Origin of the sequence: Saccharothrix longispora (genome assembly GCF_031455225.1) — a bacterium.
Classification (GTDB): domain Bacteria; phylum Actinomycetota; class Actinomycetes; order Mycobacteriales; family Pseudonocardiaceae; genus Actinosynnema; species Actinosynnema longispora.
This window is the reverse complement of record NZ_JAVDSG010000001.1, coordinates 2,087,950-2,105,004: the sequence shown is the minus strand read 5'-3', so window position 1 is coordinate 2,105,004 and position 17,055 is coordinate 2,087,950. Positions and strand designations below refer to the sequence as shown.

10 protein-coding genes are annotated in these 17,055 nt (G+C 74.5%); 7 read left to right on the top strand and 3 right to left on the bottom strand.

Annotation, left to right across the window (positions count from 1 at the left end):
• The first annotated feature begins 1 nt into the window (after window position 1).
• The 7 genes from J2S66_RS08820 (at window position 2) to J2S66_RS08790 (ending at window position 13,719) form a co-directional block, all read left to right on the top strand.
• Window positions 2-3,262 carry a non-ribosomal peptide synthetase gene (locus J2S66_RS08820; protein WP_310306056.1) on the top strand — a complete coding sequence of 1,087 codons (3,261 nt, stop codon included), beginning with the start codon at window positions 2-4 and terminating at the stop codon, window positions 3,260-3,262.
• Window positions 3,259-4,596, top strand: coding sequence for an MFS transporter (locus J2S66_RS08815; RefSeq protein ID WP_310306054.1), 1,338 nt, complete (start codon window positions 3,259-3,261; stop codon window positions 4,594-4,596). Before J2S66_RS08820 ends, J2S66_RS08815 begins: the two co-directional genes overlap by 4 nt.
• Window positions 4,593-8,996, top strand: a complete 4,404-nt coding sequence (locus tag J2S66_RS08810; protein ID WP_310306052.1) for a non-ribosomal peptide synthetase — start codon at window positions 4,593-4,595, stop codon at window positions 8,994-8,996. Before J2S66_RS08815 ends, J2S66_RS08810 begins: the two co-directional genes overlap by 4 nt.
• A gap of 2 nt (window positions 8,997-8,998) precedes the next feature.
• Window positions 8,999-9,997 carry a methyltransferase gene (locus J2S66_RS08805; protein WP_310306050.1) on the top strand — a complete coding sequence of 333 codons (999 nt, stop codon included), beginning with the start codon at window positions 8,999-9,001 and terminating at the stop codon, window positions 9,995-9,997.
• Window positions 9,998-10,095: 98 nt separating this feature from the next.
• A complete protein-coding gene (locus J2S66_RS08800) occupies window positions 10,096-10,242 on the top strand; it encodes a DUF1059 domain-containing protein (protein ID WP_306747876.1) in 147 nt (48 codons plus the stop codon).
• Between the two features lie 133 nt (window positions 10,243-10,375).
• A complete protein-coding gene (locus tag J2S66_RS08795; protein ID WP_310306047.1) occupies window positions 10,376-11,245 on the top strand; it encodes a bile acid:sodium symporter family protein in 870 nt (289 codons plus the stop codon).
• A 239-nt stretch (window positions 11,246-11,484) separates the two neighbouring features.
• Window positions 11,485-13,719, top strand: a complete 2,235-nt coding sequence (locus J2S66_RS08790; RefSeq protein ID WP_310306045.1) for a PQQ-dependent sugar dehydrogenase — start codon at window positions 11,485-11,487, stop codon at window positions 13,717-13,719.
• Between the two features lie 67 nt (window positions 13,720-13,786).
• On the opposite strand, the gene J2S66_RS08785 is transcribed toward J2S66_RS08790, so the two are convergent.
• The 3 genes from J2S66_RS08785 to J2S66_RS08775 all read right to left on the bottom strand — a co-directional run bounded on the left by J2S66_RS08785 (window position 13,787) and on the right by J2S66_RS08775 (window position 17,014).
• The gene (locus J2S66_RS08785) at window positions 13,787-16,057 is read right to left on the bottom strand and encodes a catalase (RefSeq protein WP_310306044.1); all 2,271 of its coding nucleotides are present in this window, start codon (window positions 16,055-16,057) and stop codon (window positions 13,787-13,789) included.
• 51 nt (window positions 16,058-16,108) lie between these two features.
• Window positions 16,109-16,486 (bottom strand): STAS domain-containing protein, encoded by a 378-nt coding sequence (locus tag J2S66_RS08780; RefSeq protein ID WP_310306042.1) that lies wholly within the window; start codon window positions 16,484-16,486, stop codon window positions 16,109-16,111.
• Window positions 16,487-16,618: 132 nt separating this feature from the next.
• Entirely contained in the window at window positions 16,619-17,014 is a 396-nt protein-coding gene (locus J2S66_RS08775; RefSeq protein WP_310306041.1) for a GNAT family N-acetyltransferase, read from the bottom strand.
• Window positions 17,015-17,055: the final 41 nt, after the last annotated feature.

The window sequence follows — 17,055 nt, the reverse complement described above, 5'->3', positions numbered from 1 at the left end:
CATGACCGAGCAGACCTCCTCGGCGCGCAAGCGCGCGCTGCTGGCACAACGGCTGCGCGCACGCGCCGCCGCACCCGCCGCCTACCCGCTGTCGTTCGGCCAGCAGCGGCTGTGGTTCCTGGACCGGTTCGCCCCCGGCAGCGCGGTCTACAACGTGCCGATCGCGCTGCGGCTGCGCGGCGCGCTGGACCGGGCCGCGCTGCACCGCGCGCTGGACGTGCTGGTGGAGCGGCACGCCGCGCTGCGCACCACGTTCCCCGACTCGGGCGGCGAGCCCGTGCAGCTGGTCGCGCCCACCGGCACGGCGGCGCTCACGGTGCACGACCTGTCGGGCCACGACCTGTCGGACGGGGAGCGGGACGCGGCGGCGCAGCGGTTCGCCGACGAACGCGGCGGCATCGGGTTCGACCTGCACCGCGGCCCGCTGTTCGCCGCGAGCCTCGGCCGGTTCGCCGACGACGACCACGTGCTGGTGCTGAACCTGCACCACATCTGCTCGGACGCGTGGTCGCTGTCGGTGCTGCTCGACGAGCTGGGCACGGCCTACGACGCCGTCCTGGCCGGCCGCGAGCCGGACCTGCCCGCGCTGCGGCTGCAGTACCCCGACTTCGCGGTGTGGCAGCGCGACCGGATGGCCGACGACGTGGTCGCCGAGCACCTCGACCACTGGGCGCGGCACCTCGACGGCGCGCCCGAGCTGCTGACGCTGCCCACCGACCGGCCGCGGCCCCCCGTGGTCACCTACCGGGGCGCGCTGCACTGCGCGCACGTCCCGGTCGGTCCGCTGGAGGACGTGGCGCGGGCGCACGGCGTGACGACCTTCATGGTGCTGCTGGCGGCGTTCGCGGCCCGGCTCGGCCGCCTGGCGGGGCAGGACGACGTGGTCGTCGGCACGCCGGTCGCCGGTCGGTCCCACCCCGACCTGGAGCGCCTGATCGGGTTCTTCGTCAACACGCTGCCGCTGCGCGTGCACGTCGGCGGCGACCCGACGTTCACCGAGCTGCTGGCCCGCGTGCGCGAGTCCGCCGTGGACGGCCTCGCGCACGCCGACCTGCCGTTCGAGCGGCTCGTGGAGCACATCAGCCCGCAGCGGAGCACCGGCCACGCGCCGATCCACCAGGCCCAGCTGATCTTCACCAACACCCCGCCGCTGGTGCTGGAGATGACGGGGCTGCGGGTCTCGCCGCTGATGCCCGACCCGAAGGTGTCGAAGTTCGACCTGACGGTGGCCGCCGACCAGCAGGGCGACCGGCTGGCGCTGGTCGTGGAGTACAACACCGACCTGTTCGACGCGGACACCGTCGCCGGGTTCACCGACCGGCTGATCGCGCTGCTCACCGCCGCCGCCGAGCACCCGGAGAAGCGGATCGGCGAGCTGGACGGGCTGACCGGCGTGCAGCGCTGGCAGGTGCTGGAGGGGCACAACGCCACCGACCTGCCGCTGCCGCCCGCCGCCACGGCGCTCGACCTGATCGGCGGGCGCGGCACCGCCGTGTCCGGGGTGGGCGGCGCGCTGACCCACGAGCAGCTCGCCGCGCGCGCCGAGCAGGTCGCCGCGCTGCTGCGGTCGCACGGCGCGGGCCCCGGCTCGGTGGTGGCGCTGTGCCTGCCGCGCACGCCCGACCTGGTGGCGGCCGTGCTCGGGGTGTGGAAGGCGGGGGCGGCGTACGTGCCGCTGGACCCCGGCTGGCCCGCGGACCGGCTGGCGCTGATGCTCGCCGACTCCGGCGCGGCCGTGCTGGTCACCGACCGGGCGTTCCCGGCGTACGGCGGCACCGCGGTGGGCCTCGCCGACGCCGACGCGTTCCCGACGACGCCCACCACGTCCCCGGCGTGCGGCGAGGACCTCGCGTACGTCATCTACACGTCCGGCTCCACCGGCACGCCGAAGGGCGTGGAGGTGCCGCACCGGGCGGTGGTGAACCTGCTGGTGTCGTTCCGGCAGCTGTTCGGGCTCGGCCCGGAGGACCGGCTGGCGGCGGTGACGACGCTGTCGTTCGACATCTCCGTGCTGGAGCTGCTGCTGCCACTCACGGCGGGCGCCGAGGTGCTGGTGGTGCCGGCGGAGACGGCCGGTGACGGCGCCGCGCTGCGCTCGCTGCTGGTCGAGCGCGAGGTGACCGCGGTGCAGGCCACCCCGGCGACGTGGCGGCTGCTGCACGCGGCGGGCGGCGTGCCGGCGGGCGTGGTGACCCGGATCTGCGGCGGCGAGGCGCTGCCCCGCGACCTGGCCGACGACCTGCTGTCCGACGACGCCCTGCTGTGGAACGCCTACGGCCCCACCGAGACCACCGTGTGGTCGTCCGCCGGGCTGGTGGAGCCCTCCCCCGCGCCGGTGGTGCTGGGGCCGCCGATCGGCAACACCCGGCTCTACGTGCTGGGGCCGGCGCTGGAGCCGGTGCCGCCGGGTGTGGTGGGCGAGCTGCACATCGGCGGTTCCGGGGTGGCGCGCGGCTACCGCGCGCGGCCCGCGCTGACCGCGTCCCGGTTCGTGCCCGACCCGTTCTCCCCGGAACCGGGGCGGCGGCTGTACGCCACCGGCGACCTGGTGCGGCACCGGGAGGACGGCACGCTGGAGTTCCTCGGCCGCACCGACCACCAGGTCAAGGTGCGGGGCTTCCGCATCGAGCTCGGCGAGGTCGAGGCGGCGCTGGTGGCGTGCGACGGGGTGCGCGAGGCGGTGGTGCTGCCCGTCGACGAACGCCTGGTCGCCTACCTCGTGGTGGACGACCCCGCCGTCGAGGGGACGGTCGAGGGGACGCCGGTCGACGGGACGTGGGCACGGGTGCGCGCCCGGCTCGCCGAGCGGCTGCCGGACTACATGCTGCCCGCGACGGCCGTGCTGCTCGACGCGTTCCCGCTGACGCCCAACGGCAAGACCGACCGCAAGGCCCTGCCGCCGCCCGTGTGGGGCGCCGGGGGCGAGCGGGTCGCGCCGCGCGACGCGGTGGAGCGGGTGCTGGCGGACGTGTGGGCCGAGGTGCTCGGCGTGCCGGAGGTGGGCGTGCACGACGACTTCTTCGCGCTCGGCGGGCACTCGCTGCTCGCCGCGAAGGTGCTGGCCCGGGTGCGGGGCGCGTTCTCGGTGTCGGTGCCGATCGGCCGGATGTTCACCGCGCCGACCGTCGCCGGGCTGGCCGCCGCGCTGGTCTCGCTGGAGGACGAGCCGGGACGGGTGGCCGCGGTCGCCGAGCTGCGCGTGCAGCTGGCCGGCATGTCGGCCGAGGAGGTCGAGGCGATGCTCGGGGAGGTGGCCAGGTGAGCCCGACGGGGTCGGGCCCGGGTCTGCGGCGGTTCGCCCTGGTGTGGGCGGGTCAGCTGGTGTCCGTGATCGGCTCGGCGCTCACCGCGTTCGTGCTCGGCGTGTGGGTCTACCAGGGCACCGGGTCGGTGACGCAGTTCGCGCTGATCCAGTTCTGCGCGGTGGTGCCGGGCATCCTGCTCGCGCCGTACGCGGGCGCGGTCGCCGACCGGTACGACCGCAAGCGGATCATGCTGGTCGCGGACTCGTGCGCGGGCCTGGTCACGGTGGCGCTGCTGGTCGTGGTGTCCTCCGGCGGGCTGGCCGTGTGGCAGGTGTACCTGGCCACGGCGCTGACCGCGACGCTGAACTCGTTCCACGTCATCGCCTACACCGCGCTCGTGCCCTCCCTGGTGCCCAAGGAGCACCTGGGCCGGGTCAACGGGCTGATGCAGATCACGCAGGGCGTGCAGATCGCCGCGCCGCTGGTGGCGGGCGCGCTGCTCGCGTTCGTGGGCCTGCGGGGCGTGCTGGTGGTGGACGTGGTGACGATGGTGTTCGCGGTGACCGCGCTGCTGCTCGCCCGGCTGCCCGGGTCGACCGTCCGCCCGGCGGGCGCGTCGGAGGACGGCGAGCGGGGCGTCCGGGCGGGGCTCGCGTGGCTGCGCGGCGCACCAGGCCTGTTCGCGCTGATCGCCGTGTTCGGCGTGTGGAACTTCCTGTTCGCCGTCGCGGGCGGGCTGGTGCAGCCGCTGATCCTGTCGTTCTCCTCCCCCGCGGTGCTGGGCGCGCTGATGGCCGCCGGCGGGAGCGGGGTGTTCGTCGGCGGCCTGGTGATGGGCGTGTGGGGCGGGCCGAAGCGCCGCGTGCGCGGCGTGTACCTGGGCCTGGGCCTGGGTGGGGTGTTCCTGGTGCTGCACTCCCTGGCGCCGTCGCCGTGGCTGATCGGCCTGGCCGCGCCCGCGTTCCTGTTCACGCTGCCGCTGATGAACACCGCCTGCGTCACCCTGTTGCAGACCAAGGTCGCCCCGGCCGTCCTCGGCCGCGTGCTGGGCGTGGTGCGGGTGCTGAGCACCGCCGCCATGCCCGTGGCGTACCTGCTGATCGGCCCGCTCACCGACGGCGTGGCCGAACCGCTGATGGCCCCCGACGGCGCGCTCGCGTCGAGCGTGGGCGCCGTCATCGGCACCGGCGAGGGACGCGGCATCGCCCTGATCTTCCTGGTCGTCGGCGTGCTGATGCTCGCGCTGACCGCCTACGCCCGGTCCCTCCCGCGGCTGCGCGCCGTGGACGACCTGCCCGATGCGGTGGCCGACGAGGCACCGTCGCCGTCGCCCGAAAGGACCGCCCCGTGACCGAACTGTCCGACCACCGCGAACGCCTGCTGGAGAAGCTGCTCGCGCAGCGCGGCCTGGCCACCGCCCCCCGGCGGGCCGTGCCGGAGCGCCCGGCCGGGGCCGTCGTGCCGCTGTCCGGCAACCAGCGCGGCCTCTGGCTGACCGGGCGGCTCGGCCTGGACGCGGGCGCGTACGTCATGTACGCCGCGCTGCGCGTCGCGGGGGACGTGGACGAGGAGCGCCTGCGCGCGGCCGTGCGCGCCGTGACCGCGCGGCACGAGGCGTTGCGCACCCGCGTCGTCGACACCGACGGCACGCCCGAGCAGCAGGTCCTCGACGAGGTGGCCGAGGACGTGGTGTCCGCCGAGGTCGCCGACGAGGAGGAGCTGCGCGCGTTCGTGCTGGCCGAGGTGGACGCGCCGTTCGACCTGGGCGCCGCCCCCCTGTTCCGGGTGCGGGTCGTGCGGGTCGGCCCCGGCGACACCGCCCTGGTGTTCAGCGCCCACCACATCGTGTGCGACGACCTGTCGCTCGGCCTGGTCGTCGGCGAGGTCGGCGAGGTGTACGCGGGCCGCGAGCTGCCGCAGACGGGCACCCAGTTCCCCGACTACGCGCACTGGCAGGCCGACCGGCTCGCCGACGGCGAGCGGCAGCGGCAGCTCGACCACTGGGCCGACCGCCTGGCCGGCGCGCCCGAGGTGCTCGACCTGGCGCTGGACCGGCCGCGCACCCCGCACCGCACGGTCGCCGGCGCGAGCCACCGGTTCACGGTCCCGCGCGCCCTGGCGGCGGGTCTCGCCGAGCTGACCCGCGCGCACGGCTGCACGACGTTCGCCGGTCTGCTGGCCGGGTTCGGCGTGCTGCTGTCCCGCCGCTCGGGCGCCGACGACCTGGTGGTCGGCGCGCCGACCACGCACCGGCCGTTCCCGGAGCTGGAGCGCTCGGTCGGCATGTTCGTCACCACGACCGCGCTGCGCCTGGACCTGTCCGGCGACCCGACCCCCGCCGACCTGCTCGCCCGCGCGCGGGCCACCGCGATCGACGCGCTCGACCACGCCGACGTCGCCTTCGACGAGGTCGCCGCCCGGGTGGCGCCGCGCCGCGACCTCGCGCACCACCCGCTGTTCCAGGTGATGCTGGTGCTGAACCGCGGCGGCGGCTCCGACACGTGGGGCGGGTTCCCGGCCGCGCCGCTGCCCGCGGACCGGGCGACCAGCCGCTTCGACCTGACCCTGCACGTGCGCGAGACCGACGGCGACTGGCCGGCGAACCTCGACTACAGCACCGACCTCTTCGACTCGGACACCGTGGCGCGGATGGCCGACCACCTGCTCGCGGTGCTCTCCGCCCTGGTGGAGCACCCGACCACCCGGCTGTCCGCGCTGGACACGTCCACGGCGGCGGACCGGGAGGCCGCGGCGGCGCTGAACGGCCCCGCGCCGGCCCGGTACCCCCACGTGCTGCCCCGGATCGCCGAGCAGGTCGCCGCCCACCCCGGCGCCACCGCGGTGCTGGACCTCGCCGACGGCTCGTCGCTCACGTTCGGGCAGCTCGACCGGCGGGCCAACCGGGTCGCGCACCTGCTCGCCGAGTGGGGCGTCGGCCCGGAGACGCCCGTGGGCCTCGCCGTGAAGGCCGGACCGGACGCCCTGGTCGGGCTGCTCGCCGTGCTCAAGGCGGGCGGCGCGTACGTGCCGCTGGACCCGGCGAACCCGCCCGCCCGGCTGGCCGGGCTGCTCGCCGACTGCGGCGCGCCCGTCGTGATCACGGCGCCCGGCGACCGGGACCGCTTCGGCGGGTACCGCGGCGCGCTGCTGGACACCACCGACGACGCGTTCACCGGCGAGGCCGACGCGCCGCCCGCCGTCGCGACCGCCGCGGGATCGCTGGCCTACGTCGTCTACACGTCGGGCTCGACCGGCGTGCCCAAGGGCGTGCAGGTGCAGCACGACACGCTGGCCAACCTGACCGGCTCGTTCGTCGACCTGCACGGGTTCGCGCCCGGCGGGCGCATCCTCATGGTGCCGCCGCTGAGCTTCGACGCCTCGGTGGGCGACGTGTTCCCCGCCTGGTGCTCCGGCTCCGCCGTCGTCGTGCACCCGGAGCCGGCGACGGTGGGCGGCGCGGACCTGCTCGCGCTGTGCGCCGAGCACGGCATCACCGCGGTCGACGCGCCCGCCGCGCTGTTCAAGCGGTGGGTAGCCGACCTCGCGGGCCTGTCCGGCCAGGACGTGGACCCCGGCCCGCTGACCACCGTGATGATCGGCGGCGAGGCCGTGCCGACCGCGACGGTCGCCGAGTGGGCCGCGCTCACCGGCGGCAAGGTCGGCCTGGTCAACCACTACGGCCCGACCGAGACCACGGTGTGCGCCACCACCCACCGCACGGTCGACGCCTCCGAGGTGGACCCGCGCGCCGCGACCCTGCCCATCGGCAGGCCGCTGCCGGGCGTGCGGGCGTACGTGCTGGACGGCGCGCTGCGACCGGCGCCGGTCGGCGTGCCCGGCGAGCTGCACGTCGGCGGCCTGGCACCCGCCCGCGGCTACCGGGGCGACCCGGCGCGGACCGCGTCGGCGTACCTGCCGGACCCGGTCGTGCCGGGCGGGCGCACGTACCGCACCGGGGACCTGGTGCGGCTGCTGCCCGACGGGACGCTGGAGTTCCTGGGTCGCGTGGACGACCAGGTCAAGCTGCGCGGCCACCGCATCGAGCCCGGCGAGGTGCGGGCGGCGCTGCTGGCGCACCCGGAGGTCGCCGAGGCCGCCGCGGCGGTGCGGGGGGACGTGCTGGTCGCCTACGTCGTGCTGCGGGCAGGCGGGACCGCACCGGAGCTGGACGCGCTGCGGGCGTTCTGCGCCGAGCGCCTGCCGGAGGCGATGCTGCCCGGCGCGCGCGTCGAACTGGACGCGCTGCCGCTCACCCGGCACGGCAAGGTGGACCTGGCCGCGCTGCCCGAGCCGGACGCGTCCGCGCGCACCGCGCCGTACGAGCCGCCGCGCACGCCGGTCGAGCGGACGCTGGCCGAGATCTGGTCGGAGGTGCTCGACGCGCCGCTCGTCGGCCGCCGGGACAGCTTCTTCGGCCTGGGCGGGCACTCGCTGATCGCCGCCGCCGTGCTGGCGAAGGTCCGCGCCCTGCTGGGCGTCACGGTGCCGCTGCGCGCCCTGTTCGCCACCGCCGACCTCGCCGAACTGGCCGAGGTGGTGGAGCAGGCCGCGGCGTCGGACCACACGTTCGCCAAGAAGTACCGCTCCGGGCTGCCGACCGTGCCGGAGATGAGGCTCGACGCCGTCCCGCCGGACGACGTCGCCCCGCACCACCCGGTCCGCACCGGCCCCGTCGAGCGCGTGCTGCTGACCGGCGCCACCGGGTTCCTCGGCGCGCACCTGCTCGGCGAGCTGCTGACCCGCACCGACGCCGAGGTGCACTGCCTGGTGCGGGCGGAGACGCCGACCGTGGCCGCCGCGCGCATCCGCGCCAACCTGCGCCGCGCCCACCTCGACGTGCCCGAGGAGCTGCTGGCGCGGGTCGTGCCCGTGGTGGGCGACATGTCCCGGCCGCTGCTGGGCCTGTCGGAGAAGGCGTTCGACGGCCTGGCCGAGAGCGTGGACGCGATCTACCACAACGGCGCGGTGATGAACTTCGTCCTCACCTACCAGTGGATGATGCCGCCGCACGTCGGCAGCACGGTCGACGTGCTGCGCCTGGCCACCCGGTACTCGACGAAGCCGCTGCACCTGATGTCCACGCTCGGCGTGTTCCTCGGCGCCGCCTACGACCGGCAGCGCATCACCGAGGCCGACCGCGCGGAGGACCCGACCGGCCTGGACACCGGCTACCACACCACCAAGTGGGTGGCCGACACGATGGGCGTGCTCGCGCGCGACCGCGGCCTGCCGGTGTCGGTCCACCGCATCGCGGCGATCGTGGGCGACGTGCGCACCGGCACGGCGAAGACCGAGTCGTACCTGAGCCGCCAGATCTCGACCTGCGCGCACGCCCGCGCCGTGCCGCGGACGAACGACGTGATCGACATGCTGCCGGTGGACCGGCTCGCCGCGGCCATCGCGGGCATCTCCGCGAACCCGGAGCTGCACGGCCGCGATTTCCACTACTACCGGGCCGACGGGTTCACCTACGCCGACCTGGGCGGCGTGCTGGCCGCCAAGGGCTACCCGAACCGGGTGCTGGAGTACCCGGAGTGGCGGTCGCTGATGCTGGAGAGCCCGGACAGCGCGTTCGGCCCGCTGGCGTTCGGGTTGACCACCACGCACCGGGCGCACCCGGTGTTCGACTGCACCGCGACCTGGGACGCCGCCCGCTCGTGCGGCGTCGAGTTCCCGCCCGCCGACGCCGAGATGATCGCCCGCCACGTCGACTACCTCGCCTCGGCGGGGGTCATGCCGGAGAGGTCCTGACCGTGCCGCTGCACCTGCCCCCGGACGACGGCCCGCCGTCGTTCCACGACATGCTCGCCGCCGCCGGCTACCGGGCGCTCACCGCGGGCCTGCGGCTGGGCGTGTTCGACGCCCTCGCCGACGGCCCCCGCTCGACCGCGGCGCTGGCCGACGCGCTCGGCACGGACCCGCGCGGCACCGCGCTGCTGGGCGACCTGCTGGTGTCGTTCGGCTACCTGCTCCGGGAGGGCGACGGCTTCGCCAACGCCCCGGCGACCACGTCGTGGCTGACCGGCGCCGGGTACACCGACGTGCAGAAGTTCTGGTCGGTCGTGCTGTTCGAGTCCTGGCAGGACCTGGAGGGCTCGGTCCGCACCGGCAAGCCCGCCCTGGACTTCTACGCCTGGCTCGCCGAGCGGCCCGACGTGCTGCGGCGCTTCCAGGGCATGCTGTCCGGGCACGCCGACCACATCGCGCCCGAGGTGGCGTCGACCGTGCCGGTGGGCGCGACGCTGCTGGACGTCGGAGGCGGGCACGCCACGCACGCGATCCGGTTGTGCGCGGCGCACCCGTCGCTGCGGGCGACCGTCGTCGACCTGCCCGAGGCGTTGGCCGTGGGCGGGGCGGCGGTGGCCGAGGCGGGCCTGGCGGACCGCGTCGAGCTGCGGCCCGGTGACTACGACGACCTCGACCTGGGGTCGGGCTTCGACACCGCGCTGCTGTTCAACGTCGTGCACGGCCGCACCGCGGAGGCCAACGAGCGGCTGCTGGCCCGGGTGGCCGACGCGCTGGCGCCGGGCGGGGCGGTCGTGCTGCTGGAGCACGACGAGCACGTGGACGACCCGGCGTCCGACGCGTTCGCCCGCGTGTTCAGCCTCAACCTGTTCCACGGCCAGGGCGGCCAGGTGTACTCGGCGGAGGAGATCGGCGGCTGGCTGACCGCGACCGGTTTCGACCCGCCGTCCGCGCACCCGCTGGCCAGTTCGCCGGGCCAGTCGCTGTTGGTGGCGCGCAAGCGCTGACCGGCCCGGCGGCGTCGACCGGTACCGCAAGGAACCGGTCGACAAGCGGGCCGCCGGCAGTAGAGTCGAACAGGAGATCAACTCCAGCGGAGGACGCGATGAAGCGCAACATCACCTGCCCCTGCGGCGAGCACATCACCGGGGAGAACGAGGACGACCTGGTGACCAAGACCCAGGAGCACCTCAAGGAGAACCACCCGGGCCACGACTACTCGCGCGACGAGATCCTGTTCATGGCCTACTGAGCGGTCCCGGCCCCGCGCCTCGGGGTGATCACCGATTCTCATCGAAGTGGTCGCGGGTGCTCCCGGTTCGTCCGTTTCCGGGAGAGGATGCGTCCTCCGAGGTGGTTTCGACGCAGAGACGCAGGTGGTCCCCGTGGATTCGGCACTGACGAGCGTCGGCCTCCCGGTCGCGCTGGCCGTGGTGATGTTCGGCCTCGGCCTGTCGCTGGTGGTGGGCGACTTCGCCCGGATCGCGCGGGAACCGCGCGCGGTGGCGGTGGCGCTGGCGACGCAGCTGGTGCTGCTGCCGCTGGTGTGCTTCGGCCTGGTCACGGCGCTGGGGCTGGACCCGCTGCTCGCGGTGGGCATGATGCTGCTGGCCGCGTCGCCCGGCGGGACGACGGCGAACCTGTTCAGCCACCTGTTCCGCGGCGACGTGGCGCTCAACATCACCCTGACGGCGGTGAACTCGGTGCTCGCCGTGGCCACGCTGCCGCTGGTGGTGAACTTCGCGCTGGCCTGGTTCGAGCCGATCGGCGGCGGCGGGGTGGGGCTGGAGTTCGGCAAGGTGGCGCAGGTGTTCGCGATCGTGCTGGTGCCCGTGGTGCTGGGCATGCTGGTGCGGCGGTGGTCGCCGTCGTTCGCGGAACGGGCGGACAAGCCGGTGCGGATCATCTCCGCCGTGGTGCTGTTCGCGGTGATCGTCGGCACGATCGTGGCCGAGCGGGAGAACATCGGGATCTACCTGGCGGACGTCGGTGTGGTGGCGGTCCTGTTCTGCGCGTGCAGCCTGGCGGCCGGGTACTTCGTGCCGCGGTGGGCGCGGGTGGGCAGGCGGCAGGCCGTCGCGTCCGCGTTCGAGGTCGGCATCCACAACAGCACGCTGGCGATCACCGTGGCGGTGACGGTGCTGGGCAGCGAGCAGCTCGCGGTGCCGGCGGCGGTGTACGGCGTGGTGATGTTCCCGCTCGCGGCGGCGGCCGGGTACCTGCTGACCCGCGTCGGGGACCCGGTCGCGCAATGACCGTCGGGACGATCCGACACGAATGTCGCAGCGGTGAACCCACTTTTGAGGGGTTGACACTCCCCCGCGAGGGTGAGACTGACCGGTAGGCCGAACCGACCCCTACAAAGCGGAGTGTGACGCAGGAACGACATGTCACCCTTTCGTGCTCACTCCAAAGTGGCACGAAAGGAACAAAACTCACTATGCGTTTACCCCGCCGCAGACGCTTCACCGCACGTCCCAGACGGATCACCGCCGTGGCGGCCGCGACCCTGGTGGTCGCGGCCGGCCTGGTGGCGACCACCGCCCCGACAGCCGGCGCCGCCGTGCCGGCCGGTTTCACCGACACCCTGGCCATCGGCGGCCTGACCTCGCCGACCGCCGTCTCCTTCGCCCCCGACGGCAGGGTGTTCATCGCCGAGAAGAGCGGCCTGGTCAAGGTCTACGACTCGCTCGCCGACACCACGGCCACCACGTTCGCCGACCTGCGCCCGCAGACCCAGGACTTCTGGGACCGCGGCCTGCTCGGCATGGCCGTGGACCCGCAGTTCCCGGCGCGCCCGTACGTCTACGTCGCCTACACCCACGACGCGGCGCCCGGCGGCACCCACCCGCGCTGGGGCGACCAGTGCCCCACCCCGCCCGGCGCGACCGACCAGGGCTGCGTGGTCACCGGCCGGGTCTCCAAGCTGACCATGGGTGCCGGCGGCACGGCCACCTCGGAGCAGCCGCTGGTCACCGACTGGTGCCAGCAGTACCCCAGCCACTCGATCGGCACCGTCGTGTTCGGCCCGGACGGCGGCCTCTACGTCGGCGGCGGTGACGGCGCGAGCTTCAACTTCGCCGACTACGGCCAGGTCGGCAACCCGTGCGCCGACCCGCCGGGCGCGGCGGGCACCAACCTGACCTCGCCGACCGCGCGCGGTGGCGCGCTGCGCTCCCAGTCGATCCGCCGCCCGGCGGGCGAGCCGGTGAGCCTGGACGGCTCCATCGTCCGCATCGACCCCGACACCGGCGCGGGCCTGCCCGGCAACCCGTTCGCCGCGCACGCCGACCCCAACGCCAAGCGGATCATCGCCCACGGCATGCGCAACCAGTTCCGGTTCGCGTTCCGCCCGGGCACCGACGAGCTGTGGGCGGGCGACGTCGGCTGGAACACGTGGGAGGAGATCAACCGGATCGCCGACGTGAACGACGCGACGGCGGAGAACTTCGGCTGGCCCTGCTACGAGGGCGGCGGCCGCCAGGGCGGCTACGACGGCGCGAACCTCGACCTGTGCGAGTCGCTCTACACCGGCGCCGGCCAGACCGCGCCGTACTACGCCTACAACCACTCGGCGAAGGTGGTCGCCACCGACCCGTGCCCGACCGGCGGGTCGTCCATCTCCGGCATCGCGTTCGAGTCGACCAGCAACTACCCGGCCGCCTACGACGGCGCGCTGTTCTTCTCGGACAGCTCCCGGGGCTGCATCTGGGCGATGCAGACCACCGCGGGCCAGCCCGACCCCACCAAGCTGGTGCCGTTCGTGACCGGCGTGAACGTCCCCGTGCAGATCACCACCGGCCCCGGCGGTGACCTGTTCTACCTCGCGCTGGGCGCGGGCCAGCTGCGCCGCGTCGGCTACCCGACCGGCAACCGCGCGCCGACGGCCGTGGCGACCGCGACCCCGCAGTCCGGCCCGGCGCCGCTGGCCGTGCAGTTCAGCGGCACGGGCTCGACCGACCCGGACGTCGGCGACACGCTGAGCTACGCGTGGGACCTGGACGGCGACGGCCAGCACGACGACTCCACCTCCCCCACGCCCACCCGCACCTACACCTCGGCCGCGACGGTCGCGGTGGGCCTGCGCGTGAGCGACCAGGCGGGCGCGTCGGGCACCACGACGGTCGCGGTCACCGTCGGCACCCCGGTCTCCCAGGACCCGGTCCCGGTGATCGACGCGCCGACCGCGCCGCTGAACTGGGTGGTGGGCCAGGACGTGCCGTTCTCCGGCCACGCCACCGACGCCCAGGACGGCACCCTGCCCGCGTCCGCGCTGAGCTGGAAGCTGAGCATCCAGCACTGCGCGACCAGTGGCGGGTGCCACGAGCACGTGGTGCAGAACTGGACCGGCGTGGCGTCGGGCTCGTTCACCGCCCCGGACCACGAGTACCCGTCCTACCTGGACCTGACGCTGACCGCGACCGACTCGTCGGGCCGCACCACGAGCACGACGACCAAGCTGGACCCGCGGACGGTGAACCTGACGTTCACGTCGAGCCCGAGCGGTCTCCAGCTCAGCGTCGGCGGCACGGCCCAGGCCACGCCGTTCACCCGCACGGTCATCGCGGGCTCGAACAACTCGATCAGCGCGCCCAGCCCGCAACCGGGTCCGCTCGGCCTCGGCTGGCGCTACCGCGACTGGTCGGACGGCGGCGCCCAGACCCACAACATCACCGCCCCGGCCGCGGCCACCACGTACCAGGCCAGGTACAACCTCTGCCTGTGCTGACCGCGTGACGCCGTGACGGCCGGTCGCCCCACCGGCGACCGGCCGTCACGTTCCTCCGGGAGCGGGATCAGACCGCGGAGGCCGGGAACCTCTCCCACACGCGGTGGGCCGGCAGCAGGCCCTGGAGCTGCTCCAGGGCCTGCGCGGCGGTCTCGGTGACCACCACGCCGGGCTCGCCGGGGACCAGGCCGGCCTCGGCCAGCGCGGTCGGCCCGGTGCCCCAGGCGACGACCGCCTTCGCGTGGCGGTAGACCTCCTGGAGCATCAGGACCACGCGCGGGTCGACGGTGAGCGACGGGGCGCCCGCCTTCGCGTCGCGCTGCGGCAGCGCGTCCGGGGCGGGTGCGGGCGCGCTCGCCACCAGGAGCGCGTCGAACTCCACCGAGCGCGCGGTGAGGAAGGTGCGCTGGGCGACCAGGCCGTCCGCCAGGGTCCCGCCCCGGGCGGCGATCAGCAGCGGCACCATGCCGGCCGCCGAGATGGACTGGCGCAGCGCGTGCAGGTCGGCCAGCCCGTCCGGGTCGTCCGCGTCGACGACGATGCCGATCATCCGGCCGTCCGCGGGCCACTCGCCGCCGAGCTGGGACAGCGCCGGGCTGGGCGTCACGTCCGCCGGCACCTCGGTGGGCTCCGGCGCGGGCAGGCCCAGGCCCTGGGCCACCTTCGCGCACAGGTCGGCGTCGACGTTGGCGAGCACGCGCAGCTCGCGCTCCTTGACCGCCTGCTCGTAGCACTTGCCCAGCTCGAACGTGAACGCCCGCACGATGTGCTCGCGCTCCACCGGCGTCATGCTCCGGTAGAACAGGCGGGCCTGGCTGAAGTGGTCGTCGACGGTCACGTGCGCGCGGCGTTCCTTCACCGACTCCGCCACCGGCTGCGGCACCTCGACCAAGGCCCCGGTGTCCGCGCCCGCGAAGAACGGGCAGCCGCCGTCGAGCGTGTTCGGCTTGTACGGCGCGACGCCGCGGTGCACGGCGTGCTGGTGGAACCCGTCGCGGAACATGTCGTTGACCGGGACGTGCGGCCGGTTGATCGGGATCTGGTTGAAGTTCGGCCCGCCCAGCCGGGAGAGCTGCGTGTCCAGGTAGGAGAACAGGCGGGTCTGGAACAGCGGGTCGTCCGTGACGTCGATGCCGGGCACCAGGTTGCCGAGGTGGAAGGCGACCTGCTCGGTCTCGGCGAAGAAGTTCGTGGGGTTGCGGTTGAGGGTGAGCACGCCGATCGGCTGCACCGGCGCCAGTTCCTCGGGCACGATCTTCGTGGAGTCCAGCAGGTCGATGCCCTCGAAGGTCTGCTCCGGGGTGTCCGGGAAGACCTGGATGCCCAGCTCCCACTGCGGGAACGCGCCCGCCTCGATGGCGTCGTACAGGTCGCGCCGGTGGAAGTCCGGGTCCACGCCGCCGATCATCTGCGCCTCCTCCCACGTCAGGGAGTGCACGCCGAGCTTGGGCTTCCAGTGGAACTTCGCGAGCGCCGTCCCGCCCTCGGCGTTGACGAGCCGGAAGGAGTGGACGCCGAAGCCCTCCATCATGCGGTAGGAGCGCGGGATGCCGCGGTCGGACATGTTCCACAGGACGTGGTGCGTGGCCTCGGTGTGCAGGGACACGAAGTCCCAGAACGTGTCGTGCGCGCTCTGCGCCTGCGGGATCTCGCGGTCGGGGTGCGGCTTGGCGGCGTGGATGATGTCCGGGAACTTGATGCCGTCCTGGATGAAGAACACCGGGATGTTGTTGCCCACCAGGTCGAACGTGCCCTCGGACGTGTAGAACTTCGTCGCGAAGCCGCGGGTGTCGCGCACCGTGTCGGCGGAGCCGCGCGAGCCGAGCACGGTGGAGAAGCGGACGAAGACGGGCGTGGTGACGCCCTCGTCGAGGAACGCGGCCTTGCACACGTTCGTGGCGTTGCCGTAGCCGACGAACACGCCGTGCGCGCCCGCGCCCCGCGCGTGCACCACCCGCTCGGGGATGCGCTCGTGGTCGAAGTGGGTGATCTTCTCCCGCAGGTGGTGGTCCTGGAGCAGCGTCGGGCCGCGCCGGCCCGCCCGGAGCGAGTGGTCCGTGTCGTGCAGGCGCGCGCCCGTCGACGTCGTCAGGTACTCGCCCTGCTGCTCCCGCACGTCGGCATCGGCGCCGGTGCGGGCGCCCGTCGCCGTGCGCGTCTCCGGTGATCCCTGGTCCGCCTTGCGCGGGGGCGCCGGCTTCGGCCCGGTGGGCTCCTCCAGCGGGGGCGGCGCGCTGCCCGGCGCGCCCGGGATCGGCGGCGTCGCCAGGTCGGCGACCTTCTCCACCGCCTTCTCCAGGGCGTCCTTCACGACTTTCGCGGGCTTGATCGGGTCCACGTACTCCTCCTCGTCGGCAGTCCTCCCGCGACTACCCGGCGCGGCGCGGCGCTACACGTGACGATCACCGGCGGCGGCGAGCGCGTCGTCGAGGGTGTCGTGGAGGGCCAACTCCCGTTGCAGGCCCACGAGGGCGAGGGTTCGCCGCACGATGGGCGCGGTGACCACGCGCAACGTGGCACCGGCGGCCCGGAGGCGCTGGTGCGCGGTGAGGAGGGCCTCGATGCCGGGCGAGGAGAAGAACCCGATCCCGGCCAGGTCCGCGACCACGGTGCCGCCGGCCGCGGCGCGCCCGGCCAGCTCCAGCAGGGGGTCGCGCAGCGCGGCGACCGTCACGGTGTCGATCTCGCCACTGACGGCCAGGACGACGACGTCGTCGTCCAGCCGGCGTGTGGTGGTGCTGAGTTCCGCGCCGCCTGATGGTGCCATTCCACCCGTCCTGGTCGGTTCGTGGGGAGACCAGCAGAGCACACCGCGCCCGGGTCGGCATGACGGGTGCGAGCCGACCCGGCGCCCCTGTCGCGGGGCCGGTCCGTCCGGGGCCCGCTCACAGGGCGGCGCTCACAGGGCGATGAGCCCCGCGTTCGTGGGGCGGAAGCCGCAGCTGTCGAAGTAGAACGCCTTGAGGTGGTCGTCGAAGTCCACGTGCAGCCACTCGCAACCCGCCTCGCGGGCGCCGGTGGCGGCGCGGGCGACCAGTTCCCGGCCGACGCCCCGCCGTCGCTCGGGGCCGGCGACCAGCGTGTCGAGGACGAACGCGTGGGCCGCGCCGTCCCACGCCACGTTGACGAACCCGACGAGGTCACCCGCGCGGCGGGCGCACACCCAGCCGAGGCTGTGCCGGGTGACCTGGCCCCACCAGTCGTCGTCGGGCAGGACCGGGTGGTCGAAGCCCTCCGCGTGCAGGACGTCGACCTCGTGGTTGTCGAACCGCCCCCGCCACTCGTAGTCGATCATCCGGAAAGCCTAGCCGGCCCCGTCGCATCAGCCCTCCGGCC

Excerpts from the sequence above, each read along its gene's own strand:
- J2S66_RS08820 (WP_310306056.1), top strand. The coding sequence starts at position 2 with ATGACCGAGCAGACCTCCTCGGCGCGCAAGCGCGCGCTGCTGGCACAA.
- J2S66_RS08800 (WP_306747876.1), top strand. The coding sequence starts at position 10,096 with ATGAAGCGCAACATCACCTGCCCCTGCGGCGAGCACATCACCGGGGAG.
- J2S66_RS08780 (WP_310306042.1), bottom strand. The coding sequence starts at position 16,486 with ATGGCACCATCAGGCGGCGCGGAACTCAGCACCACCACACGCCGGCTG.
- J2S66_RS08775 (WP_310306041.1), bottom strand. The coding sequence starts at position 17,014 with ATGATCGACTACGAGTGGCGGGGGCGGTTCGACAACCACGAGGTCGAC.